This is a genomic window from Serratia aquatilis, from assembly GCF_044865145.1.
GTDB lineage: Bacteria > Pseudomonadota > Gammaproteobacteria > Enterobacterales > Enterobacteriaceae > Chania > Chania aquatilis.
The window spans coordinates 3,162,392-3,185,121 of sequence record NZ_CP173186.1 but is presented as its reverse complement, the minus strand read 5'-3'; the positions used below and the strand labels follow the sequence as shown (position 1 = coordinate 3,185,121).

The 22,730-nt window shown below is 48.4% G+C and carries 20 protein-coding genes; 16 read left to right on the top strand and 4 right to left on the bottom strand.

The genetic code is table 11. The annotated features are described in order from the left end of the window. Nucleotides 1-640 precede the first annotated feature (640 nt). From SAQUA_RS14525 to SAQUA_RS14465, 13 genes are all read left to right on the top strand, one after another. Entirely contained in the window at nucleotides 641-1,192 is a 552-nt protein-coding gene (locus SAQUA_RS14525) for a fimbrial protein (RefSeq protein ID WP_380677079.1), read from the top strand. 201 nt (nucleotides 1,193-1,393) lie between these two features. Continuing rightward, nucleotides 1,394-2,110: a molecular chaperone gene (locus tag SAQUA_RS14520; RefSeq protein ID WP_380677081.1), complete on the top strand. Its 717-nt coding sequence runs from the start codon at nucleotides 1,394-1,396 to the stop codon at nucleotides 2,108-2,110. Further along, the gene (locus SAQUA_RS14515; protein WP_380677083.1) at nucleotides 2,085-2,639 is read left to right on the top strand and encodes a fimbrial protein; all 555 of its coding nucleotides are present in this window, start codon (nucleotides 2,085-2,087) and stop codon (nucleotides 2,637-2,639) included. The genes SAQUA_RS14520 and SAQUA_RS14515 overlap by 26 nt, the downstream gene beginning before the upstream one ends. 70 nt (nucleotides 2,640-2,709) lie before the next feature. Next, on the top strand, nucleotides 2,710-3,372 hold the full coding sequence (locus SAQUA_RS14510; protein ID WP_380677085.1) for a molecular chaperone: 663 nt from the start codon (nucleotides 2,710-2,712) through the stop codon (nucleotides 3,370-3,372). Next, nucleotides 3,369-4,121, top strand: a complete 753-nt coding sequence (locus tag SAQUA_RS14505) for a molecular chaperone (RefSeq protein WP_380677087.1) — start codon at nucleotides 3,369-3,371, stop codon at nucleotides 4,119-4,121. The genes SAQUA_RS14510 and SAQUA_RS14505 overlap by 4 nt, the downstream gene beginning before the upstream one ends. 44 nt (nucleotides 4,122-4,165) lie before the next feature. Then, nucleotides 4,166-6,739: a fimbria/pilus outer membrane usher protein gene (locus SAQUA_RS14500; RefSeq protein WP_380677089.1), complete on the top strand. Its 2,574-nt coding sequence runs from the start codon at nucleotides 4,166-4,168 to the stop codon at nucleotides 6,737-6,739. A 14-nt stretch (nucleotides 6,740-6,753) separates the two neighbouring features. Then, nucleotides 6,754-7,887: an adhesin gene (locus tag SAQUA_RS14495; RefSeq protein WP_380677091.1), complete on the top strand. Its 1,134-nt coding sequence runs from the start codon at nucleotides 6,754-6,756 to the stop codon at nucleotides 7,885-7,887. Nucleotides 7,888-8,046: 159 nt separating this feature from the next. Continuing rightward, nucleotides 8,047-8,598 carry a helix-turn-helix transcriptional regulator gene (locus SAQUA_RS14490; protein ID WP_380677093.1) on the top strand — a complete coding sequence of 184 codons (552 nt, stop codon included), beginning with the start codon at nucleotides 8,047-8,049 and terminating at the stop codon, nucleotides 8,596-8,598. A gap of 165 nt (nucleotides 8,599-8,763) precedes the next feature. Beyond that, complete coding sequence (locus SAQUA_RS14485) at nucleotides 8,764-9,258, top strand: transcriptional regulator (RefSeq protein WP_380677095.1); 495 nt, start codon at nucleotides 8,764-8,766, stop codon at nucleotides 9,256-9,258. A 150-nt stretch (nucleotides 9,259-9,408) separates the two neighbouring features. Beyond that, on the top strand, nucleotides 9,409-12,675 hold the full coding sequence (locus SAQUA_RS14480) for an ATP-binding protein (protein ID WP_380677097.1): 3,267 nt from the start codon (nucleotides 9,409-9,411) through the stop codon (nucleotides 12,673-12,675). A 15-nt stretch (nucleotides 12,676-12,690) separates the two neighbouring features. After that, a complete protein-coding gene (locus SAQUA_RS14475) occupies nucleotides 12,691-13,341 on the top strand; it encodes a response regulator (RefSeq protein ID WP_380677099.1) in 651 nt (216 codons plus the stop codon). Nucleotides 13,342-13,847: 506 nt separating this feature from the next. Beyond that, the gene (locus tag SAQUA_RS14470) at nucleotides 13,848-14,729 is read left to right on the top strand and encodes a transcriptional regulator (RefSeq protein ID WP_380677101.1); all 882 of its coding nucleotides are present in this window, start codon (nucleotides 13,848-13,850) and stop codon (nucleotides 14,727-14,729) included. Nucleotide 14,730: 1 nt separating this feature from the next. Beyond that, entirely contained in the window at nucleotides 14,731-15,210 is a 480-nt protein-coding gene (locus SAQUA_RS14465; protein WP_380677103.1) for a hypothetical protein, read from the top strand. A 157-nt stretch (nucleotides 15,211-15,367) separates the two neighbouring features. On the opposite strand, the gene SAQUA_RS14460 is transcribed toward SAQUA_RS14465, so the two are convergent. Continuing rightward, the gene (locus tag SAQUA_RS14460) at nucleotides 15,368-16,249 is read right to left on the bottom strand and encodes a LysR family transcriptional regulator (RefSeq protein WP_404413016.1); all 882 of its coding nucleotides are present in this window, start codon (nucleotides 16,247-16,249) and stop codon (nucleotides 15,368-15,370) included. Between the two features lie 147 nt (nucleotides 16,250-16,396). On the opposite strand from SAQUA_RS14460, the gene SAQUA_RS14455 reads away from it, so the two are divergent. Both SAQUA_RS14455 and SAQUA_RS14450 read left to right on the top strand, forming a co-directional pair. Next, complete coding sequence (locus SAQUA_RS14455; protein WP_380677107.1) at nucleotides 16,397-17,641, top strand: alpha/beta fold hydrolase; 1,245 nt, start codon at nucleotides 16,397-16,399, stop codon at nucleotides 17,639-17,641. Nucleotides 17,642-17,727: 86 nt separating this feature from the next. Beyond that, nucleotides 17,728-18,288, top strand: a complete 561-nt coding sequence (locus SAQUA_RS14450) for a histidine phosphatase family protein (RefSeq protein WP_380677199.1) — start codon at nucleotides 17,728-17,730, stop codon at nucleotides 18,286-18,288. 93 nt (nucleotides 18,289-18,381) lie between these two features. Here SAQUA_RS14450 and SAQUA_RS14445 read toward each other — a convergent pair whose 3' ends face one another. Together SAQUA_RS14445 and SAQUA_RS14440 are read right to left on the bottom strand one after the other, a co-directional pair. Continuing rightward, nucleotides 18,382-19,206, bottom strand: a complete 825-nt coding sequence (locus SAQUA_RS14445; protein WP_380677109.1) for a MoaF C-terminal domain-containing protein — start codon at nucleotides 19,204-19,206, stop codon at nucleotides 18,382-18,384. Between the two features lie 848 nt (nucleotides 19,207-20,054). Next, nucleotides 20,055-20,261 (bottom strand): hypothetical protein, encoded by a 207-nt coding sequence (locus tag SAQUA_RS14440; protein ID WP_404413014.1) that lies wholly within the window; start codon nucleotides 20,259-20,261, stop codon nucleotides 20,055-20,057. Nucleotides 20,262-20,681: 420 nt separating this feature from the next. On the opposite strand from SAQUA_RS14440, the gene SAQUA_RS14435 reads away from it, so the two are divergent. After that, nucleotides 20,682-21,680 (top strand): sugar-binding transcriptional regulator, encoded by a 999-nt coding sequence (locus tag SAQUA_RS14435; RefSeq protein WP_380677203.1) that lies wholly within the window; start codon nucleotides 20,682-20,684, stop codon nucleotides 21,678-21,680. A 33-nt stretch (nucleotides 21,681-21,713) separates the two neighbouring features. On the opposite strand, the gene SAQUA_RS14430 is transcribed toward SAQUA_RS14435, so the two are convergent. Further along, the gene (locus SAQUA_RS14430; RefSeq protein WP_380677111.1) at nucleotides 21,714-22,718 is read right to left on the bottom strand and encodes a multidrug DMT transporter permease; all 1,005 of its coding nucleotides are present in this window, start codon (nucleotides 22,716-22,718) and stop codon (nucleotides 21,714-21,716) included. Between the last annotated feature and the right edge of the window lie 12 nt (nucleotides 22,719-22,730).

The window sequence follows — 22,730 nt, the reverse complement described above, 5'->3', positions numbered from 1 at the left end:
TGCATGGGTGTTGGCTTTCCTCGCTCACCCCAGTCACTTACTTGAGTAAGCTCCTGGGGATTCACTGCGTTGCCGCCTTCATGCAACTCGAATTATTTAGAGTATATTGATTATTTTTAGCGAGTGTAATGGGGCTACCAGAGAGCTCCAATTTATCGCATTCTTATCTGCCGTATATGCTCTTAATCATGCAAGTTGCACAACAAAAGCGCCATGCGTTTTTGGACAGCACGGGTGTTGGCCCCGAAGGGGGACAGCCCAGACTTGGACCGAGTAACACGGCAACGATCAGGAGCGAACTGAGTAACAAGCCAACGCATGTGCAGCTTGAAGTATGACGAGTATACCTACTGGTAAAGTCATTACGAGTACTTTAAGGATATCCTTATATAACATGGACGAAAGATTTGGATAATACACCCTCATTGAGTTAGGTGCAGACGGATTGAAACGTTAATACTGCATTATGCCCAATATCATTAAATCCGCTAAGAATTAATGAAAACACCAGAGGCGATCATTTTATGGTCCCCTATGGGGAAATTGCTTTCTGTTTTTTTAATTAACGAATAACAGAAAGTATTAAGAGAAAATACACATTTATTTAAATATGAAAGACTATACACAAAGGAATAGTACAATGCGTAAAGCAATCTCCACCTTGACTCCTGCTGCTCTGCTGTTAATTGTTGCGGCAGGAAGTGCTCAAGCTGCGTCTAACGCTCAATTAACCGTCACGGCTAACGTAGTTGCTGCCACCTGCGACGTTTCTCTGTCTACCAATAGCCTTGATTTGGGTAACTATACAGCGACCCAATTTACCGGTGTTGCAACCCCTATTCCTGCCAGCCAGAAAACCTTCACCGTGGGTTTGAATAACTGCCAGATACCTCTACAGGCTGCCGATACAGCCAATCTGGTGGTCAGTGGTCAAACGCTGGGGGGCAATCCTAACCTGTTTAACTCCACCGGAACTAACACCGGCATCATGTTGAATGAGTTAGCTACGCCAAATACTTTCATCACCAGCGGTCAGAAATTAACGGTAGCTACTGCAGGTGGAACGCCAGCAGCGAGCGATTTCAATACTAAAACGTTAAGCCTGCAGGCTGGTTTGGCCTCAACCACTACCACAGGCATAAGCCTTGGTGGCGTTAACGCACCAATCCTGTTCAGCTTTTCTTATAACTAAGCGTTTTTACAGGCAGTTCTGCTGCCTCAGACTGCTGACAAACCCCCGTTATTAGGGAGAGCGTGCCGATGGGGTCGTAACGGCGTAAGCCGTCGGAGCGCCCCTCGGTGCGCTAGGCCCGAGTATCTCGGGTCAGAAGGCGACTTTTTCATCAACCTCAGGCAGTTCTGCTGCCTGTTTTTTTCCACCAGGAGTAAGTCAATGAAGCGTCTGAACCTGTTTTTTCTCTCGATGATGGCGCTGCTGTCCTGTTCGTCAGCGGCACTGGCGGATGGTTTCGGTATCAATGCCACGCGGTTGATCTACCCGCAGGGGGCGGACAGTATCTCGGTCTCGGTGCGGAATACCCAACCTACCATACCCTATCTGGTTCAGGTCTCCCTCAGCCAGAGTGCAGAGAGCCGCGACTCAACACCTTTTATGGTGACACCGCCGGTTTTTCGCTTGGAACCCAAAAGCGTGAATCAGATCCGCATTGCCGGTAATGGCGTGGCGTTACCCAAAGATCGCGAGTCAGTTTTTTATTTTAAAGCCACCGCCATTCCTGCCAGTAAAGGGCCAACGGCCAAGCAGTCGAATACCGGAGTACAGGCGGCGGTGCAATTTGGGGTAGGGAATATCATCAAAATGTTTTATCGCCCAGAAGGCTTGCCATCAACCTCTACCGAAGCACAGCAAGGGTTGCAATTTTCCCGGGAGAACAATGGGCTGAGGGTTAATAACCCATCACCGTATTTTGTCAGTCTGGCTGGCATCAAATTTGGCGGTCAAGACCTCAAGTTGGATTCGCCTGCTGCGTTGATGATTGCGCCATTTGATTCTCATGTATATCCCACCTCGGTGAGAAGCGGGGCTATTGAGTGGCAAACGATTAACGATCAGGGTGGCGTCGATGAATTTAAACACGCTCTGCCATAGGGCGATGGTATTAGCCGTTCTTACGCTGTTCAGCCTGGGAGCACAAGCGGTGACATTAAATTTTTCCGCTTCGATTGTGCAGGGTACCTGCACGTTGAGCCTCGACAAAAGCGTGCTGCCTCTGGGTGAGGTACCGCAAGCAAGCTTGCGCAGCGGTGTGCTGACCAACCTACAGCCTTTTACCCTGAGGGCGGAAAATTGCGTGGGAGTTACCGGTAATGCGCAGCAACCTGGAATTGCTCTGCTAGGGGCTGGAGCGACCCAGGATGGTAAGTGGTTATTTCGTAGCAGTGATTCTACTGCAGGGGGTGCAGGAGTGATGGTGGTGCAGGGGGCAACTTCGCCAAGTTACGCCGCAACGGAGGTTAAATCCGGTGACTTTTTCCCGTTGGCGGCAGTGGGGCAAGCGCCTACCGATCAAGCATTGCCGTTTTTTGCTGGCGTCAGTTGTGGTGGCAGCGCGGGTTGTGCCACGGCCAGACCAGGAGCGGTGACAGCCAACTTGATGTTTGTTTTTGCTTATCGCTGAGGGAGCTATGCCACGCTCATATTTTTCACTTATCCCCCTGCTGCTAATGGTTTTTTCAGCAGGAGCAACGATGGAGGCAACCCGTGGTGGTGTCAGTTTAAGTCAGACGCGTGTGATTTTTTCCGCCACTGATAAAGCGCAAACCATCGCGGTAAAAAATACTGGGGCGAAAAATTACCTGATCCAAAGCCGCGTTCAGTCTGAGCTGAATAATGACCGAGTAGCTCCCTTTGTGGTAACGCCGCCGTTATTTAAATTAGGCCCTGAGAGTAACCAGTTGTTGCGGATCCTCAAACAGGATCACCCATTGCCAAGCGATCGTGAGTCACTGTTTTATCTTTCAGTGTCGGCGATACCGGCGCAATCCGAGCCGATTACCAATGAAGCCCGTTTATCGATGGGGTTCCAGTTTGTTATCAAACTGTTCTATCGACCAGAAGGGCTGAAGATTACGCCAGATAACGCTTATTGCCGAATGAGAGTGGCCCCTACGTCGAAAGGGGTGCGCATTGAGAATCCAACACCTTATTTTCTCTCATTGGCTGATTTGAAGTTTGATCACACCGTCATCGATTTGGATGTTCAGCCTTCAATGATTGCACCGATGAACAGTGAAGTTTATCCGGTAAGCAAGCCGGTCAGGCAGGTGTATTGGCAGGCGATTAATGACTTCGGTGGATTGTCTGGGCAGTGCCAACAGGCAATGCCAGCCAAGCAGGAACAATCAAAATGAAACGACCGATTCGAACCGTGATGCTGTTTATTTGCTGCCTGTTGTCGCTGTTTGGCGCCAAGGCCGCAGTGCCTGGTTCCACAGGGATCTCCTTTCATGTACTGCGGGTGATTTACCCAGAGAGTGAGCAGAAGGGCGTGACGTTAACCGTAAATAACAAAAGTGCTGCTCCTTACCTGATGCAGTCCTGGATCCGGCCAGTCGATCCCAATAATGGGGATGTTGACCTGAGTTACAACGGGCAACAGAAGATGCCTTTTATTGTTACACCGCCGCTGGCTCGTTTAGAGGCCAACAGCGAACTGACCCTGCGTATTCGGCGCAATGGTGAACTGCTGCCGAACGATCGTGAGTCAGTGTTTTTTATCTCTATGAAGGCGATCCCGGCGAAGCAAGAAACCAGCGAACGGGAACCTGCGGGCCAGATGGCACTCACCGTCGTGAGCAATATGAAGCTTTTCTATCGCCCGGCAGGTTTGGCCAAGCGGGCAGTGGCCGATGTGGCCTCGCAACTGCGATTTCACCGTGAAGGGGACAGGTTGCTGGTGGAAAACCCGACACCCTACTGGCTGACCTTTTCGCAACTGAAGGTTGGCAGCATCGAGCTGGGGAAACCCGCATTGCGCCTGATGGTACCGCCTAAAGGGCAACAACGTTATTCATTGCCTAGCGGTGCCGTAGGCACCGTGGCGTGGAAATTGATTGATGAAGATGGGTGGGATACCCCAATTCAACGACAGACTTTGTGATTTTTCTTGTTATTAGGGGCGTACGGCCGATGGACAGAATAATAATGAAGAGACGCCTTAATAACTCAGCAGTATTTCCAACGCTGGCAGGCACTTTGTTAATGATTGGCTCTTTACCCGTTGAAGCGCGTGACTATTTCGACCCAGCGCTGCTGGCTTTGGGGGGCGACCAGTCCGTAATCAGCGATCTGAGTTCCTATGAAACCACGGGTAGTGTACCCGAAGGGCGTTATCTGGTTTCGCTATGGGTGAATCAGGTTGATCAAGGGCAGCAGACCATGGTGTTTAAAAAGAATACTCAAGGGATAATCCAACCTGAATTGACACCGGCTTTGTTGAACAAACTGGGGGTTAATACTTCGGCATTACCCCAATTTAACGGCCTGGCGGATGAGGTTCCAGTTAATGATTTGACCACGCTGATCCCTGATGCTCAGGTGCATTTTGACCTGGCACAACTGCGTCTTGATCTCAGCATTCCGCAGATAGCCATGCAGCAGAATGCCAGAGGCTATGTTGATCCCGCGCAGTGGGACGATGGGGTTCCTGCCATGCTCATGAACTACAGTCTGAGCGGCAGCCGCAGTTGGCAAAGCGCCCAGCCAGGTATGGGCAGCAGTGAGCAAACCAATCTGTTTGCCAATCTGCGCGGCGGGTTGAACTGGCAGGCATGGCGTCTGCGCAGCGACATGGCTTACATCCGTAACGGCAACAGCAGTGATTCGATATCGCAAAGCACCCAGAGCACCCGCTTTAGCAACACCTACTTGCTGCGAGACATCCGTGCATGGCGTTCAGAGATACTGGCTGGTGAAAGTAGCACTGGGAATGAGGTGTTTGACAGTGTTCCCTTTCGCGGCATCAAGCTTAATTCCAGCGAAGAGATGTTGCCCGGTAGCCAACGCGGTTTTGCCCCGGAGATCTCAGGGATTGCACAGACGAATGCACGTATCACTGTGAGCCAGAATGGCAGTGTGGTCTATCAAACCTATGTTGCACCAGGGCCTTTTCGTATCGATGACCTGTATCAGACGGGGCAGGGTGGCGATATGACGGTGAGCATCACCGAAGCTGACGGCAGTGTGCGTACTCAAACGGTCGCGCTCTCTTCCTTACCCGTGATGCAACGCCCTGGCGCGCTCAAATATGAGTTCACTACCGGGCGCTACAACGGTGGAATTACCCAAGGATCACGCGAAGCGACCTTTGGCTTGGGCACTTTTATGTATGGCTTGCCGCAGAACGTCACCCTTTATGGCGGGGGGCTGATAGCGGAAGACTATGTTTCTCTGGCGGCAGGGGCTGGAGCTTCATTGGGTGCGTTGGGGGCGCTATCGGCTGACGTGACAACGTCCAGCGCCAAACTGAAGGATACGAATGGCAGGCAGCAAGGCGAATCCTATCGGCTGCGTTATGGCAAAAGTCTGTTGAGTACCGGAACGTCGGTCGATCTCACCGCTTACCGTTATTCAACCCGCAACTACTACAGTTTTGCAGATTTCAATAATCATGGTTTTCAGCTTAATGAGGGGCAGGTGCCGTGGTCTTTGGAACGCCAGCGCTCTAACTTTCAGGTGCGACTCAGCCAACAGTTGGGGGCGCAGGGGGCTTTGTATCTGTCTGCCTCACGTAACGACTTTTGGGGCAACGATCGCGTGAACAATAACGTTTCGGCGGGTTACAACGGCAGTTTTCGCGGCGTGAGCTACGGGCTTGCCTACAGCATTGACCGAATCAAGGGGAATGACAGCTGGCCGGAGAATCGCCAGTTATCGTTCAACATGCAGGTGCCCTTTAGCCTGTTCAACTCCAGCCCGGCGCTGAACCACAGCTATGCCAATTATCAGATGACGCATAACAATCAGGGGGATGTGCAACAGCAGGTGGGGATCAGCGGTAACGCGATGGACGATCGGCTTGCTTACAGCGCCATGCAAGGGTGGTCGAACAGCGAAAGCAGCGATAATGGAACGCTGAACGCCGGGTATCAGGGGACTAAGGGCCAGGCAAACATAGGTTACAGCTACGGCAGCGCGTTCCGTTCGCTGAATCTCAGCGGCAACGGCAGCGTGGTGATACATCCGCAAGGCGTAACGCTGGGGCAAATGCTGGGGAATTCCGTCGCGGTGGTCAATGCGCCAAGCGCGGGCGATGTCGAAGTGATGAACGGAAACGTGCGCACCGATAGTCGCGGTTTTGCACTGGTGCCTTATCTATCGAACTACCAGAGCAACAATATCAGCCTGAACCCGGCAACCTTGCCTGACGATGTGGAGATAGTGCACTCCAGTCTCAACGTCTATCCCACTAAAGGCGCAGTGGTGATGGCCAAGTTCGATACGCGGGTGGGCTATCAAGCGCTGGTGACATTACAGCGGGGCAAGACCAGCATCCCGTTTGGCACGCTAGTAACGCTTGAGGGCGGTGCAGCGGGTGAGAATAACACCGGTATCGTCGGTGAGGCGGGGCAGGTCTACCTGAGCGGTTTACCGCAAACGGGCCAACTGAGGGCGAAATGGGGCAATGAGGCGAGCCAACAATGCCGTGCAGCGTTCAGCTTTACCGAGCAGACGTCCACCCCGGTACGCCAGTTAACGGCGCGCTGCGAGAATAGCTGATAGGAACGAGATTAATGAAAACAGAACATCAAACCTTTTGGCGTGTTGCCAATAAACTGAGCCTACTGGCGCTATTAGCAATATTGACAGGTAAATTTGCCCAGGCTGAAACCATTACTATTGGTAAAGGCAGCGGTATTGTGTGGGAAGGAATGCCGTTTAATGTAACAAATAGGGTTCCTACGACAACGCCCAACTTTCCGAATCCCGATTTATACGCTTATAGCAGCGTGGCATATATTGTGCCTACAGGCGTCACAACGTCTCAATGTATACCAGAAAGTGCGCTGACGGTGATAGCAGGGTATAAGGCTTTCAAAATAGCACCCGGCGTTGGAATAATACCCAGAGCAACAATTTCTGCTGACTATGTATTGGCTAACGGTAACCCGGAAACGCTCAGTGGAACGATTGGCTTGCCCAGTACGCAAGGAAATACATCCGGCGGGGCGATAATCACCAATCCGTTAATGGGCGGAAGTTGGTGTTTAGCACCGAGAATGTCAAGTGTGGCTAATTTTTACAAACCCAGTACCTATATCAATGCCACGGCCACCGGCACCTGGGTAATGGTGGCCGATGGAACACAAAAAAAGCAGGACAATATTTCACTCACTAATGTAAATTTCACCACTTCTGGAAATGGTTACGTCGGTTTTTCTCCAATATTTGCCAGGAATATGACGCTGCGTATTTCGACATTGGAATGTACAGTGAATACGCCCGTGCAGATTAATTTTGGTGCGGTAGCCAAAAATATTCAGAGCGGTGCTGAGCTAGGTTCGCAGACCAACGTGTTGACGACTTATTGTTCGCAAGACAGTGCATCTGAAATCAATGCCAATATCAATGTGCAATTTAGGGCGCTAACCGGTTTGTATCAAGGATCGCCAACGCGTTTGTCGCTAAGCCAGGGCGGCGGCTATATTACGGGCGAAATTGATCGTGGCGTGACGGGCAGTGGCAGCTGTACGGGCAGCAACGGTGTGCCGTTTGATAATACCCTGCTCAAGATTGGTAATATTACCAGTGCGCAGACGACACAAAATACCACTAACCAGATCACCTGGCGATTATGTTCGGGGGGGAGCAGCTTGCCGGTCGGCAACGTGGACGCTTCTGCCGAAATGTTGGTGACTTTTAACTGACCTATACACTAAATAATTCGATTTGCTTGTAGGCGGCAAGCACTGGAGACCCCAGGAGCATAGCCCACTATGTGACTGGGGCAACAGGGCACAGCCAACACCCAAGCAACTTGAAGTATGAAGTGTATAAGTAAATTATTAAACCTTGGATATTACACAATGAAAATACTTATAGTGGATAATGATAAAATTTTCTCAGAAGGACTTAAGCATGTTTTGATTGAATACTTTGGCAGTAAAAGCATTCGGGTTAAGTTCGAAGAAACTGTTAATATAAACACGAATTACTCTATGGCGTTTATTTCCAGTGATAAACTGGCACAATACCGCTGTGCTGACACCATGATAAATTCTGATGTGGTATTTATTATTCAGTCGAGCATGGTGCCAACACGTGACGTGCATAATGCCAGAGTGCAGTATATTCAACGCAATCAGTCTGCCAATACTATTCTCAGCCAGATAGATATGATGTACGCGCAGCCGGTACTTCAATACGGCATTGAATCGATTAGGCCTTTGACTAAACGTGAAACAGCGGTGTTATCCTATTACTCCAGAGGATTAACCAATGTTCAGATTGGGCAGATACTTGGCATTAATCAAAAGACGGTAAGTACACATAAAACCAAAGCTATGACCAAGTTAAACTTAAAACATAAAGGTGACTTCAGATGCTGGCTAGTCGCCCACCCTAGAGAAAAGGCATGAATATACTCATCATACTTCAAGTTGCGTGCTGGTGGCTGTCGGTCTTGTCGCCAGCGTATAACTTGAATTTTCAGAGTATACGATTGTTGAATTACGCGATTAAATATAATATCCGTTTAACCCAGGCTGGGTTTAATTATTTCGTTTTTGCTAATATAGAATAATATGAAGTATATCATTAATGCCAGATTAGTATTTGATAGCGATAACAGAACGCTGTTTTTGCAAGAGTCGCCGGAGCAGAGCATAGAAATAGGCTTTACTTCATCTAGGCTACTTGTTGAGATGCTTGAAAACATTGCCGGTGTGGACCGTGAATACCTGTTGGAAACCGTATGGTCTAACCATGGGTTAAGGCCATCGAATAATAATCTCAATAATCAGATCAGCCTGTTAAGAAAGAGTATTTCCAGCCTTACCGCGTATGACGATCTGATCATTACGCTGCCAAAAAAAGGCTTTATGATTAACAAGAGGTACGTGATTGACGTCGAGAGTGATAAGCCTGTGAAAGCCCCTCGTGTGAAGTGGAGAAAAAACGGTCAAGCGAGCACCTTTTCCATCTCATTCTGGATACTTTCAATCATGGTCATCGTTTTGACTTCTTTACTTGGCTATGTTGTCTCTCATGAGCACTCATCTATTTTCGGGCTTTGCTGAAGAAAACATACTCAATGCGAGTTATCCTGAAAAATGTGCGCACAGCCTAGCTTAGGTTGAGGCAATTTCAGACCCTATGAATTATTATTTAACAAACGAACCTTGCATTCCGTTTTGACAGGTCTTCCACTTGAGAGGTAGCCGAATTCTATGCTGGAAACACCGTTTAGTCGGATCGCGCACACTTCTCGTAGGCAAAACTGGGTGCTACTGGGCCTTATTGCGCTGGCTATCGTTCTGGCTGCGGGTTTCTATTGGGGCACGCAGCGCATCATTAAGCAGGAAGTCAATCGATTCACTCTCGATTTCTCTACGCTGGTGGGCTATGCCCATGAACAAGAGATTTTCCTGCGTCAACTCCGTAACCAAAACGGACAGTTGTATTATCTTTCCGTACCGCGTGTGAACAGCTTTAAGCAAATCCCCACTTCGTCAGAGTGGGGAGGCCGTCTGTTTGAAGGCCGCGAGTCCAGCGTCGATATGCCTTTCTCGTTATTCTGTGATAAAGAAGCGGATTGTCCTAAAGCACCCGGTATGCTGTTTGCGCTAGGGAGCTATCTTGTCGATTTTTACTCCTCGTTCTGGGCCTCGTCCTATTTTCCTGCTGCTGCCGTATTCTTCGTTAATGAAGGGGACGGAATCAGCGTCAGCGTTCCGGCAGTAAACGTCAGCGCGGGTTATGAACCGATCAATATGCAGACTTACCGCGCCGTGACTGACGCTGTGCGCAAGCGGCTGCGTAGTGCTTCCATGAATGACTGCCAGCAAGAGACAGGGGAAAAGGCAGCCAGTAGCGATATCGTCTGGTTCAGGGAGGCGTCGTTACCCGACCAACTGATTGGGCTCATTCCCGCCGGATTTCCCCCCAATATCTGGAAGGGTTCTCGCAAGGGGCCAAAGACGTGCATTTATGCAGCCACATTATTAAGTCGTTCGCGAATAGGTGTGCTAGAGAGAAACGTCAATCCGGGGCCGCGCCATCAGTTTTGGCTGCAACGTTTCGACCAGGTCTGGCTGAGCCATAAAGAGCATGGTTTACTGATGGGGCAAGGTAGCGTCCCGGATTTTGAACAACCAGGGCTGCACTATACCCTGAAGGGTGTGGTGTTCAAGATCGAGGACCAAAGCGGTAAATGGGCTGGCTACTATTTTGCCAGCTATGCTGGCTTCTTCCAGGAGAATCTGTGGTTACCGATTAGTGCGATGTTCCTGTTGTTTATCAGTACGTTGGGTGGTTTGGCCTATACGCGCTGGTATAACCGCCGTGTCATCATTCCGGCTCAAGTGGCTCAGCGTGAGATCGTTGAAAGTGACGCCTTTAATCGCACCTTGATCCAGACCGCCCCGGTTGCCTTGTGCCTGATTTCCCGCGCCGATGGCCACTTGATGTTTGGCAACGCGCTGGCATTGGATTGGTTAGGTGCCACCGTCGGTCAGGAATTACCTCCTTCGGCCGCCACAACCAGTCTGTTGAGCCAAGTGCTGGTGGCCGAACACTCTGGGGCAATAGAACAACTTGAAGTGGCCGGAGGAAAAACACTTTACGTTGCCTATGCACCAACCCGTTACATGCAACAAGACGTGATCTTATGCGCTTTTGCCGATGTCAGTGCCCATGCGGAAATAGAGCGCCAGCTTGCACGCGCCAAGGCAGTTGCAGACGAAGCCAGCGCGGCCAAATCCACCTTCCTGGCGACAATGAGTCACGAAATTCGCACACCACTTTACGGGGCTCTCGGCACTTTAGAACTGTTGGCGATGACTCAACTGGATCACCAACAGCGTCAATACGTGGATCGGATCGACGATGCGTCGCAAATGCTGCTGCAACTGATCAGCGATATTCTCGACATTAGCAAGATTGAAGCAGGGCAACTGCAGCTGGAGATGGCCGAGTTTAATCCGCGCGAGTTGGTGCAAAATATTACCGGTACCTTTGCTGCTATGGCTTATCGCAAAGGTTTGCTGCTGTTCTCGACGGTTGCTACAGATGTGCCTGCGCTGGTCGTTGGCGATGCAGCGAGGATCAGGCAGATCATGAGCAATCTCATTAATAATGCGATCAAATTTACCGAGTCTGGCCATGTGATCGTCCGGCTTCGCCTGGTTGCAGGGTTATCAACTGAAACCCGCCTGCAATTGGAAGTGTGTGATAGCGGAATTGGCATCTCCAGTGCACAGCAGGAAAAGCTGTTTACCCCGTTTTACTTGGCTGATGCCAGTCAGAGCTCATTAGGAGGGGCCGGTTTGGGCCTCTCTATCTGTAAACGCCTGGCAGACCTGATGGGGATGGATATCCATGTTAACAGTGAACCGCAACGCGGAAGCCAATTCTATCTGACCCTGGCACTGAAACTGGCGGTAACTCCGCCGGCAGCTGAACCGCAATTGCAAGGTGCCACCCTGTGGGTACGCACGCCTCATCCAGAACTAACCCAAAATCTTTGCGCCTGGCTACGGCACTGGGGGGCTCAGGCTTCGCCGCTGGCAACACCTATGCTGCCGGTTGATCCGCAGGATATTCTGTTGGATGTGCAGCAGCAGAGTCAGAGTGCTTCCGTCGATTGGCCAGGGCGTATCTTGGGTGGAACCTTGGCTGGTGAGATGACCAGCCATTGCTATATCGATGCATACAGCCTGAGCAGTATCGGGTTTGGTGTCGAAAGTCTGCTTCATGGCCAGCCGCTGAGCGAAATGCGTGAAGCGCTACTGCCACAATTCAAGGCTCGTATTCTGGTTGCCGAAGATAACCCGATCAATCAGGTTACGTTGCAGGGGCAACTCGAGCTGCTTGGTTGTGAGGTTACCGTGGCGGGAGATGGTGAAGAGGCACTGGCTCTTTGGGATATCAGTCCACATGACCTGGTATTGACCGACGTGAACATGCCTTACCTGAATGGCTATGAGCTTGCCCGCAGCCTGCGTAGTGAGGGGGTAGCCATTCCGATCATTGGGGTAACTGCCAACGCGATGCTGGATGAGGAAAAACGTTGTGTTCAAGCTGGTATGGATGCCTGGCTGGTGAAACCGATTGAGTTGCGAACGCTGGTGGAAATCTTACGCAAATTTGCACCCGTGAGCGATGCGCTATCCGAAGCGGCTAATGATAACTATGTGGCACATCATAAGCCAAATGTCCTCGATAAACACCGCGATATCTTCCTGAAGAGTATGCAGGACGATCTGATCGAATTGGAACTCGGCGTGGCTCAGAGTGATGCCGATCGGGTTGGTACCGCCCTGCATCGTATGCGGGGAGCGTTAGTGTTGGCGCAACGCCGGAAATTGGCTTCAACTATGGAAGTGCTTGAGATAGCTATGCAGACACATGGCTTGGACCAACAAGGAAAAGACAGTTTGGCCGTGATTGTGGCTGAGCTTCGTCAGTTTTTAACCAGCATTGAATTAAGCTCATAAAAAGGGGATAACACCGTGGAAAAACTCCGGGTAGTTCTTGTGGATGACCATCAGGTCGTACTGGCAGGGTTGAAAGATTACCTGCAAGATGGCTTCAATATTGAGGTGGTTGCCACCTTTGCCACTACCTCGGAGCTAGTTAGCTTCACCAAAGCCAATCCGCCAGATGTGATAATTACCGATTACAATATGCCCAACGACGAAGTACACAAAGACGGCTTACGTTTTGTTGATTATCTGGTCCGGACTTTCCCGCAGGTTAAGCTATTGGTCCTGACGATGATTTCCAATCCGATGATCGTCTCTGCGCTTTACGATGCAGGTGTTGCAGGCGTGGTGTTCAAGCAGGATCCACTTAGTGAGGTACGTGCTGCACTACAAGCTATACGTGCCAACATTCGTTACTATCCCCCATCATTTCAGAGCGACGGGCGCCGTGATGAGCGTGAGATATTTTTGCAACAACGTATCAATAGCCTCTCCCCAAGAGAGTTTGAAGTGCTACGTTATTTCGTTGAGGGAAAATCCATCGCACAGATTGCCGAACAGCTTAACCGCAGTGCTAAAACCGTGAGCCTGCAAAAAAATTCGGCAATGCGTAAGTTAAACGTTGAGAGTAACCAGGAACTGATCCGTTTCTGCGTTGGTAACCATATTTTTGACTGAAAGGTAAACATAGAACCCTGTTTAATCATAGAACAGGCCGGTGATATCAGTGACACTTGCGCCTGGAATTGAGGGGGGTACCTCTCATATGTTATTTTTGGTTTATTAATCTATTTTTTATGAATAAATAGATTTAAATATCTAAATGTTGGTTTTTTATCAGTGTTATTGGTTTTTTATATTGAGTTGTTTTTCACTGACTTTACTGTTTTATGGTTTTGTTACTTTTATATTGTTTTTAGTATTTTTAAATTGATTTTTTATTTAACTTAAACAGGGCTATCCAAGAGTGTATGCTTGATTAATAAGGGTTTCTGTTAGATTATGTTTTCGCAGATAGGACCCTGGTGTTATTTTTAACCTAATGATTTATTTTAATTTATGTTGTTAAGAGAGTTTCGTTAATATCGTGCTAACTTATTATTCAGTATGGAAAACATTAAAAATTAATAAATCCTTTATCAGTTCTTCAATGTTCATATCCCTGATGAAATGATAGGTGAAAAATGAAGTATATAATCAATGAAGTGTTAAGGTTTGACGCGGAAGAGGGCGTATTATTTTCTGTAGAGAATAATATGACAATTGAAATGAGTGCTATTGCAGTGCGTTTACTTTCAGCGCTTTTGGAGAATAGCTCTGGTGTTACTCGAGAGTATTTATTGAGTGCCGTATGGTCAGATCATGGGTTAATAGCATCGAACAATAATCTTAATAATCACATCAGTCTATTGAGAAAAAGCCTGGATGAGATCGCCGGGATGGGTGATCTGATAAAAACATTACCCAAGAAAGGGTTTGTTATCAATAAGACTTATAAAATAGAAACGCTAACTGAACGCGAGAGTGAGCCGGATGATATTACGCAACCTACTAATACCACTCCCAAGAGGGGGGCAAAAATAAATAAAAAGAGCGGCATTGTTTTTTTGATGCTCATGTTTATTTCAATTTCTTCTCTTTATAGTAAAGAAATTTATTATTCACTTTTTTCTGTTAAGGCTGAAAGGATATATAAGTACAAAAGATGTGCATTGAGAACACTGCAGGAAATTCCGAGGAATAATAAAAAGAAAGTAATATCAATGGTGATTGAAACAATAAAAAAAAACGAGGTGGATTGTGATAATGATAACTACGACATATTTTTCTACCTCAGTGGAAAAGAGCAAAGAAAAAACGAATTCAAAATGTTCTCTTTGTGCAGAACTGATAGTGATGGGTATTACTCATCCTGCTACAGCATCAAAATGGTCTCTAGCAGTGATAGTTCAAGCTGTCGGCGTGTTGGTTCCGCGTACTCACTTCAATCGTCTAATTCTGCAGGTGACTGCAGGGTGGTTGCATTCTTGCTTTCTATTAACTCGAGGCATTTAGGGTATAGCTAAAATGAAGAGGAAATGGACTTACTCTCTTGTCACCATTTTTTTATTTTCCGTTTTTGGTTTTTATTTTCTTATAACAAAAAAAGGTAATAATCAATTTTTTAAATGTAATGCCGAGATCCATTTTGAGATTTCAAAAAATAAAAGCCTGATTGAAGCTAATACATCGCTATTATTGGCAAGCAACAAGGTTGCCATTCTAGATGTAAAAGGAATAATTACCAAACAGGGTATGGATTTTAATGTGGAACGTAAGGTTTATTTTAATTACTCCCGGGAATCAGAGGGTGGTTATTATTACTTTGAAATTCTAAAAGAAGAGGATTATGCCCTTGAAAACAGTGCATCGGATGAGTTATTTAACGAAGTGATGTTTGGTAATAAAAAGAGTTTCTATATGTCAATTACCCCAGTAGGGAGCGGCGGGTTCGAGCTCAGTGAGATGCTCTTCCCGGTTGCAATATGCTATACCACAAGAACATGACTACTCCCCACCGTAAATAAACTGAACCCCAAAAGATGATGCAGCCTGGGGATAGTTCAGATTGGGTGAGAGTTTGCAGGGTATTTACCAGGCTGTGTTCGCAGCCTATGCCTGCCTTCGCAGGCCAACCGCTTGCGGTCTGTAATCGATATCAGTATTACCTGAAAGGCGGCGAAGCATTGGCCAATATATCCTGCAAAAACGTGGCCACCGCGCGAATTCGTGCAGAGGCCCGCAGATCGGTATGGGTGACCAACCAAAGCTCCTCGGAAAAAACTTTTTCAACAGGGACAACTTCAACCAGTGTGTTATCTGCGCGCGCGATAAAGCAGGGCAGTACTGCTAGGCCAATACCGGCTCTGACAGCAGCATACTGTGCAGCAACACTGGTGGTCACCAGCGCCGGGTTGTGGTCATAATGCTGTTTTTCTAGCCACTGCGCAGTGGGTAAATGGGCGTAGGCTTTATCCCAGATAATGAAAGCTCTGCCGCTAAGAGGATCCTCGGCTATTGCAGGATGGCGGTTAAGGTAGTCGGCACTGCCATAGATAGCCGAAGCCATAGAGCCAAGTTTCTGGATCACTAGATTGCCATACTGCGGGCGTATCAGGCGCAGAGCGAGGTCGGCTTCATAGCGCTGTAGATCCGCCATACCAATACCGGTGATGATTTCGAGCTGTAGCTTGGGGTATTGCTCAAGCAATCGCGGTAACGCAGGCATGATCAGATGCACAGCCAGTGTTTCTGCCGTGGCCAGTCTGACGACACCCGAAGTATTGGCGTCCAGTGCCGCAGCCCTTTTTGCCAGAGCCAGCATACTCTCTTCAATCACTTCAGCCTGACGCAGCACATCACGCCCATGGTCGGTCAGAAAATAGCCGGTAGCATGCCGCACAAAAAGGTGGGCACCAAGACTGTTTTCCAGCGTCGCAATCCGTCTGGCGACCGTTGATGGGCTAACTTCAAGCGCCTGTGCCGCGCCGCTCAAACTGGCGGTGCGGGCAACGCTGATAAAGTAGCGCAGATCATTCCAATCCATATCTTCCATTTTTAGAAAACCTCTTGCCATTTATGTCTGTAGTTTTTCAAAAATAAAATAGAAATAATCATATCAACATAAACACCTGCTGCCGATTGAAACACGCGCTGTGCAGCTTTCTCTATTTATTCATCAGGAAATACGATTATGACAATGGTGCCAACAATATCTCACACTGCCTTATCGCCAGTCGAACTGGTCGGCAACTACTTCGCCGCTTTCGCAACTGGCGACATCGAGGCCGCCCTTAAACTGATGACTGAAGATGTCGTCTGGCATATCGACGGCAGCACCCAGGTATCGACGGTAGGCTTATTGCGCGGCCACGCGGGCGTCCGCTCGTGGCTGGGGTCTTTTCCACAGAATTTTCAGCCACAGGCCTTTGCTATACGGCAACTTATTGAATCAGCAGACACGGTTGTCGCACATGGATACTTCAGGCATAGCGTGATCTCTACTGGCAACGCTTTCAGCGGTGATTTTGTCATCCTTTTCACCATTCGTGATGGTTTGATTGCGCGTTACCAGATTTTTGAGGACTCTGCAGCACTATCGCGGGCATTTGACCCTGACAGTGGCTGGCAAAAGCAGCGTGTACGTCTGAAGGGTGTTGAGTATGCCTATTCAGATAGGGGGAATGGCCCGGTAGTGATGTTCAGCCATGGGTTATTTGTTGACCGCACTTTTTTTGAGGCGCAGGTTGCCGCGCTGGAAAAACATTATCGTTGCATCGTGTTAGACATGCCTGGCCATAGCGAAAGTGGCTTCGAGCCGCAGGGGTGGGGTCTTGATAGCATCGCAGAAGATCTGGCGCTGATGATAGAGGAATTGTCGCTGGGGCAGGTAACATTCATCGGTCATAGCCAGGGGGGAATGGTAGGAATGCGTTTGGCTGCTCGTCATCCCGAACTGATTTCACGTCTGATCCTCATTGGCAGCAGCGCTCGCGCTGAATATCCGCAACGTGTCCCCAACTGGCAGGCGCTGCGGCATACTCTTTTACAGGGTAGCGATGCAGAGCGGACCAGCGCATTTAAAAAAGTTCAATGCCTGGTCTGCGCGCCAGAATGGTTAAGCGCGAATGATAAATTGTTGGCTGAGGAATTGGCAATCATGCTGGCACATGATCGTATGGGCCTTACTTTGGCGCTTGATGCTGCAACCATTTCACGTCAGGATTGCAGACCTTTGCTGGCTGGCATCCAAGCACCCACTCTCGTAATCTGCGGAGATAGGGATATAGCAACACCGTTCGAACTCAGCCAGGAGATCGCCGAAGCGATCCCTGCTTCCCGCTTGGAAATCATGGCAGGCATCGGGCATCATCCGCCACTCGAAGCGCCTCAGGCGTTGTCTTTACTGATCGCGGAATTTTTGCAAAGCGCACTGTAGGGAGTGTTTGTGGCTGAAGAAAAGATCGCTATACGATCTTTTCTTTATCTCAATACGTTTTCCAAGGGAGATATTGATTGAAAATTGTGCTTATGAGACACGGAAAACCTCTAATCAACCAGCAGGGTAGACTGAATGCTGCAGAGTTCGGGGCTTGGGTTGAAAAGTATAATGTTGCTGGTATCGATACGAAATATCCGCCGCTACCGTCGGCAATTGAGCAAATCAGTGAATCTGCATTTATCGTTTGTAGTGACTTGGTACGTTCGTTGGAGTCGACGAAAATTTTGGGTGCCGAGCGTATAGATGAGTGTGCGTCTTTATTCCGCGAGATGGATATGCCCCATGCAGCCTGGCGCTTGCCGAAACTCTCTATACCACTGTGGACGGCATTTTTTAGGCTGGCCTGGGTATTGGGATACTCTGCCAATGTGGAGTCGTTCAAAGCGGGCAGGCAACGTGCACAATGTTGTGCCGAGCATTTGGTCAGTATGGCTTCGACTCATGGCTCCGTGTTGTTTGTTGGGCACGGCTCATTAAACTGGCTAATTGCCAAATATCTAACAAAAATGGGCTGGCAGAGTTCGGGAAAGTCGCTCAGAAATTATTGGCAACATACGGTTTTCACTGCCAATACGATCCCCTGAGTCGCCGTATTGAACGCAGCTAAAATGTGGTCAATGAGGGAGCAGGCACTGGCTGAGATTTCTCATTAACCACAGAGAAGCACAAATTAATATTTATAGTGGTGCAACACCAGTAGGATAACAGTTGTAGCTCATTTTATGGATAAATGCGCCCGCGCGAGAAGTTTGTATATCACCTTTGCTGGTAACGCCCATAATTTTGCCTGTACACCGCCCAGTTACATAATCGAAGAAGAATACCGAGCAGACTGGCATGATTTTGTCTCTGAAAGTAAAAACATACATGTCTTCTTCAAACTTGTAGCAAGTGGCGTAGTCCATGTCACCATAACCAAACTGCTCACCCCGCAAGTTTTGCCAGGCATAACGCTCTGAGTTGACATAGAAGTGTTCGTAATAATGGTTAGGACTATAAACGTTGAGCGTTCTGTAACCGATGAGCTCACGGGTCGGTTCCGGTTCGATCCCAGTTACAGGCCCCCCAAGAATGTAGCCTGCCTGAAAGTGTTGTACCAACCGAGAGCGACCACTGAGCTGCTCCTCCAGTAACAGCGTACTGCGTATCGCTAATACTCGTCGGGTCGCTGAATTTAATATCAACGTCAAACTCTCGTTCGGCATATCACTGAATTGTATGTCGAAGAAATAATGATCTTCTGAGGTGCAAACCTCTTCATAAGGATCACAACCCTGTTCGCCTTTATAGCGCCAGTTGACCAGCGTCTGATTTTGATTTCCTTGAATGAATTGTAATGCCATAACGAAGCCATCTGCGTATTCAATGGCCACTTCTTGCGTTAACCAGTCTTGCGTATTGGGTAATCTGTTGGTGTCGATGCCTTCGGCAAAGTCATCGTAATTCTTCCAACCGGGTTCAGCATTTTGACTTAGTAGGTCTTTTTCTTCTGCTGCTGACATATCCATATTCCTTTTTGTTGGGTGCCTAGGCTGTGTCCCTTAATTGCCCGTGGTGCCGTCGCAGACCCAAAAGCCCGTTATCAAGGCGTAGGGTGAAGGGCAGAGTGGCCCTCTGTTCAAACCCGACTTTACTTCGAACGGGCTTTTGGGGCGCGACCCAACGGGCTGGGGCCATTTGCGCGCATTGCGGCGTTGTTCGCCGCTTATTTGGTCCACCAAACCTCGCGGCTCACGCCTTGCCCTGTGCGCAAATGACCGCCAGCGGCGCTCGCGTACAATTAAGGGACACAGCCTAGTTACTCAGTATTTAAATGTAATACCGGGGCGGTCACGGAATCAAAAGCCCCCGATCAAGCGGCGGCATCTGCTGAAGCATGGCAATGCAAGGGTGCGATTTAGCTGTGTGCCTCTTTTTCTAGCCGAATGATTATGAACATGCTGTTGCGTTTTTCATCGTTGGCATGGTTCGCCAAACCTTATGGCTTACGTCTGTCTGACGTACCAGCGGCACTCAGGTATAACGGGTTGCTGTTGTCTTACATAAATCGTTAATATATTATCGATTCGGTTAACTTAATTTAGTCCCGCCTCTGTTGTCAACATGGCAGCAACAAGATAGCTCATTAATTTCAACATAATGATAAACTTGGATATTCATATAAATGCGAAGATTTTAAGTGGAGTAATATTCTTAGTTCATGTTTTTATTAATATTTATGTATGTCTGTTTTGGTTTTTAATGCTTGATTCATGTCACATAATTTGAAGTATTATCCCAATGTTAATTTTATTAATCTATTAACAACTTTTTGGCAGGGGTAATAAAACCGATGGCGGGTGTTATCTTGCTAAATTGGGGAGGAGAGGCAGATCCCCAGATTGTCGTGCTTCAGGGGCTCTGCTTTGTTAATGGTGATACCAGTACCTGTTACGTAGCGACCCTCCTCACTGGCAAGCCAGGCGACGAGCCCTGCTATATCACGTGGTTCAGCATAATGTGGGATAGACATTTTACTGCGCTGCATATCCGCAAAATCACCCTTCGCGGGGTTCATGTCGGTATCTGTCGAGCCAGGGTGAATGATGTTAGCGGTAATGCCACGCTACCGTATCTGCGTGTGACTCAGTGGCGCAAAAATGAGCCAGTGCCAACATGTTGAACTTTGGCTGAGGACTGAGATGCAAAAAAGCCAACTCAAAAATCGGCTGGAGGAAAGCAACAACTTGCACATGTATAGCAGCAAATGTCAGTTTATTACTTAGGGATCTACACTGACTAGGCGTCAACAGCAAGGGAAATCCCAAGGGGAAAATCCCTTAAAAACAGAAAAAAATCATGTTGGTAACCCAGTAAATATGCATATTCTTTCGGGGGCTAGACGTTCCCATAACTGATTTACAGCTGTAGAGTAAACCTTAATTTTCAAGAGCGCTTTGTCCGGCGATGTCGTGATGAAGATAAAAAGCAAACAGGGATAACAAAAGTGGAAGTCGGACTGCAAAACGGCAGCTTGTTCAATGATAACCCCATACTGCATGCTACCTGGCTGTACTATCAGGAAGGAAAAAGTCAAAGCGAAGTCGCCGATTTAATGGGCGTGTCGAGAGTGACCGTAGTTAAGTACCTGCAAGCAGCGAGAGAGAGTGGTCTGGTACAGATTAGTCTTGACGTAAATGTCTTCGGGGCGATAGATGCTTCTTTGCGCATCCGCGAAAAATTTGGTCTGCATCGGGTTATTATTGTGCCCGATGGTGAGCATGTGGGTAAACGCAATGATAGACAACTGATGCAGGAGCGGCTTTCACGTGCTGGCGGTATGTATCTTAACCAGGTAATAGAAAATAATGATGTGCTCGGCGTTGCCTGGGGAAGAACTATCCACCAGATGAGCAAAACCATGACGCCGAAATCGTGTAAGAACGTTACGGTTGTTCAGATGCTGGGATCTATGCCTTCACAACCCGATCTCACTATTATCGAATCCTCTTCCCAAATTGCTTATAAGCTCTCTGGTCGGGTCGCGTCATTACATGTGCCAGCAGTGGTTTCCAGTGCCAGGCTGGCGATGGAGCTACAGGCCGAACCTATCATACGAGCTAATTTTGATGTACTAACTCAATGTACCAAGGCATTTTTCGTTGTTGGTAACGCGCTGGATGAAAACCCGCTTATTCGCGTCGGTGTGTTAAGTAAAAAAGAGATGCAGGCCTATCGCGATTTAGGGGCTGTGGGTGTGATTTGCGGGCGGTTTTACGATAAAAATGGCATGCCGGTTGTGGCCGATGTTGATCAACGCATATTGGGAATTAGCCTTGCCCAGTTGCGGCTAATTGAACGCAAAATTTTCCTGGCCGGTGGGGAGCAGGGATACGTTGCTACGTTGGGTGCACTGCTTGGCGGCTATGTTACAGACCTGATTATTGATGAAGGCACCGCAGAGTTTTTACTGGCTTGCGAATTGGCAACATCCTGACGGTTGCCCCACCGCAAGGGTGGGGCCGAATGTTTACTGGTTGGCAGCGATGATCAGGCCAATACCGACAATATATGAGACAAACATGGTAAATATCAGTTTATTGGTGCCTGCAGGGGCATGGGCAAATTCGCGCCAGATAAAGACACCCCAGATGACGGCTATCATGGTTGCACCTTGCCCGAGGCCATAGGAAATAGCATATCCTGCCTGGCCGGAGGCAATCAGGCTAAAGCCTAGGCCAACACACCAGATAACCCCACCAATACCGCCGCAGATGTGATCCCTGAAACTGCCCGAAAAGTACATTTTCCCGCTGACGGCCTCGCCGGTTATCGGCTTTTTCATCACCAGCGTGTTGAAAACAAAGTTGGATAAGAACAGCCCTAGAGCGAACAACACCAGTGCTGAATAGGGTGTCAACAGGCCGGTAACCGGTTCACTGAAGTTATCGGACATTGACGCAGCCAGAAAGCGGAAAAACCAACCCATAATGATCCCCGCCAGGATTGCGGTGATCAGCCCCTTGTTTCTACGGGATTTGTCAGACTCCTGCGTAACACGGCCGTAGGCGATGGCGGTCAAGATAATGGCGACAACAATACAGGCCACGCCCAGGAAAAGGATTTGTGCATCCCCCTGAGGGTTACCGATATAAGTAGTGATAACGCCAAGTGCCAGAGCCAGTCCTACACCTACTGGAAAGGCAACCGCCATACCGGCCAGGTTGATTGAGGCAACCAGCAGAATATTCGAAATATTAAAGATGACACCGGCAAGCAATGCGGCGAACAGGCTACCGGTATCCGCCTGTTGAATATCCACTATAAAACTGCGGCCAGACTCTCCCATCGACCCGAGAGTAAAAGCGAAAAGCAGAGAGCACAATAAAAGACCAATCGAATAATCCCAGTAGAAAAGCGGAAATGCCCAGTTTTTATTGCTGACGAGTTTAGTGGTATTTGCCCACGATCCCCAACAAATCATGGTGATGAAACACATGATTATTGCAACGGTATAAGATTCCACGATAAACATAAATAACTCCTT

Excerpts from the sequence above, each read along its gene's own strand:
- SAQUA_RS14445 (WP_380677109.1), bottom strand. The coding sequence starts at position 19,206 with ATGTCAGCAGCAGAAGAAAAAGACCTACTAAGTCAAAATGCTGAACCC.
- SAQUA_RS14480 (WP_380677097.1), top strand. The coding sequence starts at position 9,409 with ATGCTGGAAACACCGTTTAGTCGGATCGCGCACACTTCTCGTAGGCAA.
- SAQUA_RS14495 (WP_380677091.1), top strand. The coding sequence starts at position 6,754 with ATGAAAACAGAACATCAAACCTTTTGGCGTGTTGCCAATAAACTGAGC.
- SAQUA_RS14525 (WP_380677079.1), top strand. The coding sequence starts at position 641 with ATGCGTAAAGCAATCTCCACCTTGACTCCTGCTGCTCTGCTGTTAATT.
- SAQUA_RS14485 (WP_380677095.1), top strand. The coding sequence starts at position 8,764 with ATGAAGTATATCATTAATGCCAGATTAGTATTTGATAGCGATAACAGA.
- SAQUA_RS14465 (WP_380677103.1), top strand. The coding sequence starts at position 14,731 with ATGAAGAGGAAATGGACTTACTCTCTTGTCACCATTTTTTTATTTTCC.
- SAQUA_RS14470 (WP_380677101.1), top strand. The coding sequence starts at position 13,848 with ATGAAGTATATAATCAATGAAGTGTTAAGGTTTGACGCGGAAGAGGGC.
- SAQUA_RS14505 (WP_380677087.1), top strand. The coding sequence starts at position 3,369 with ATGAAACGACCGATTCGAACCGTGATGCTGTTTATTTGCTGCCTGTTG.
- SAQUA_RS14460 (WP_404413016.1), bottom strand. The coding sequence starts at position 16,249 with ATGGATTGGAATGATCTGCGCTACTTTATCAGCGTTGCCCGCACCGCC.
- SAQUA_RS14510 (WP_380677085.1), top strand. The coding sequence starts at position 2,710 with ATGGAGGCAACCCGTGGTGGTGTCAGTTTAAGTCAGACGCGTGTGATT.
- SAQUA_RS14455 (WP_380677107.1), top strand. The coding sequence starts at position 16,397 with ATGACAATGGTGCCAACAATATCTCACACTGCCTTATCGCCAGTCGAA.
- SAQUA_RS14520 (WP_380677081.1), top strand. The coding sequence starts at position 1,394 with ATGAAGCGTCTGAACCTGTTTTTTCTCTCGATGATGGCGCTGCTGTCC.
- SAQUA_RS14490 (WP_380677093.1), top strand. The coding sequence starts at position 8,047 with ATGAAAATACTTATAGTGGATAATGATAAAATTTTCTCAGAAGGACTT.
- SAQUA_RS14430 (WP_380677111.1), bottom strand. The coding sequence starts at position 22,718 with ATGTTTATCGTGGAATCTTATACCGTTGCAATAATCATGTGTTTCATC.
- SAQUA_RS14515 (WP_380677083.1), top strand. The coding sequence starts at position 2,085 with ATGAATTTAAACACGCTCTGCCATAGGGCGATGGTATTAGCCGTTCTT.
- SAQUA_RS14500 (WP_380677089.1), top strand. The coding sequence starts at position 4,166 with ATGAAGAGACGCCTTAATAACTCAGCAGTATTTCCAACGCTGGCAGGC.
- SAQUA_RS14440 (WP_404413014.1), bottom strand. The coding sequence starts at position 20,261 with ATGAACCCCGCGAAGGGTGATTTTGCGGATATGCAGCGCAGTAAAATG.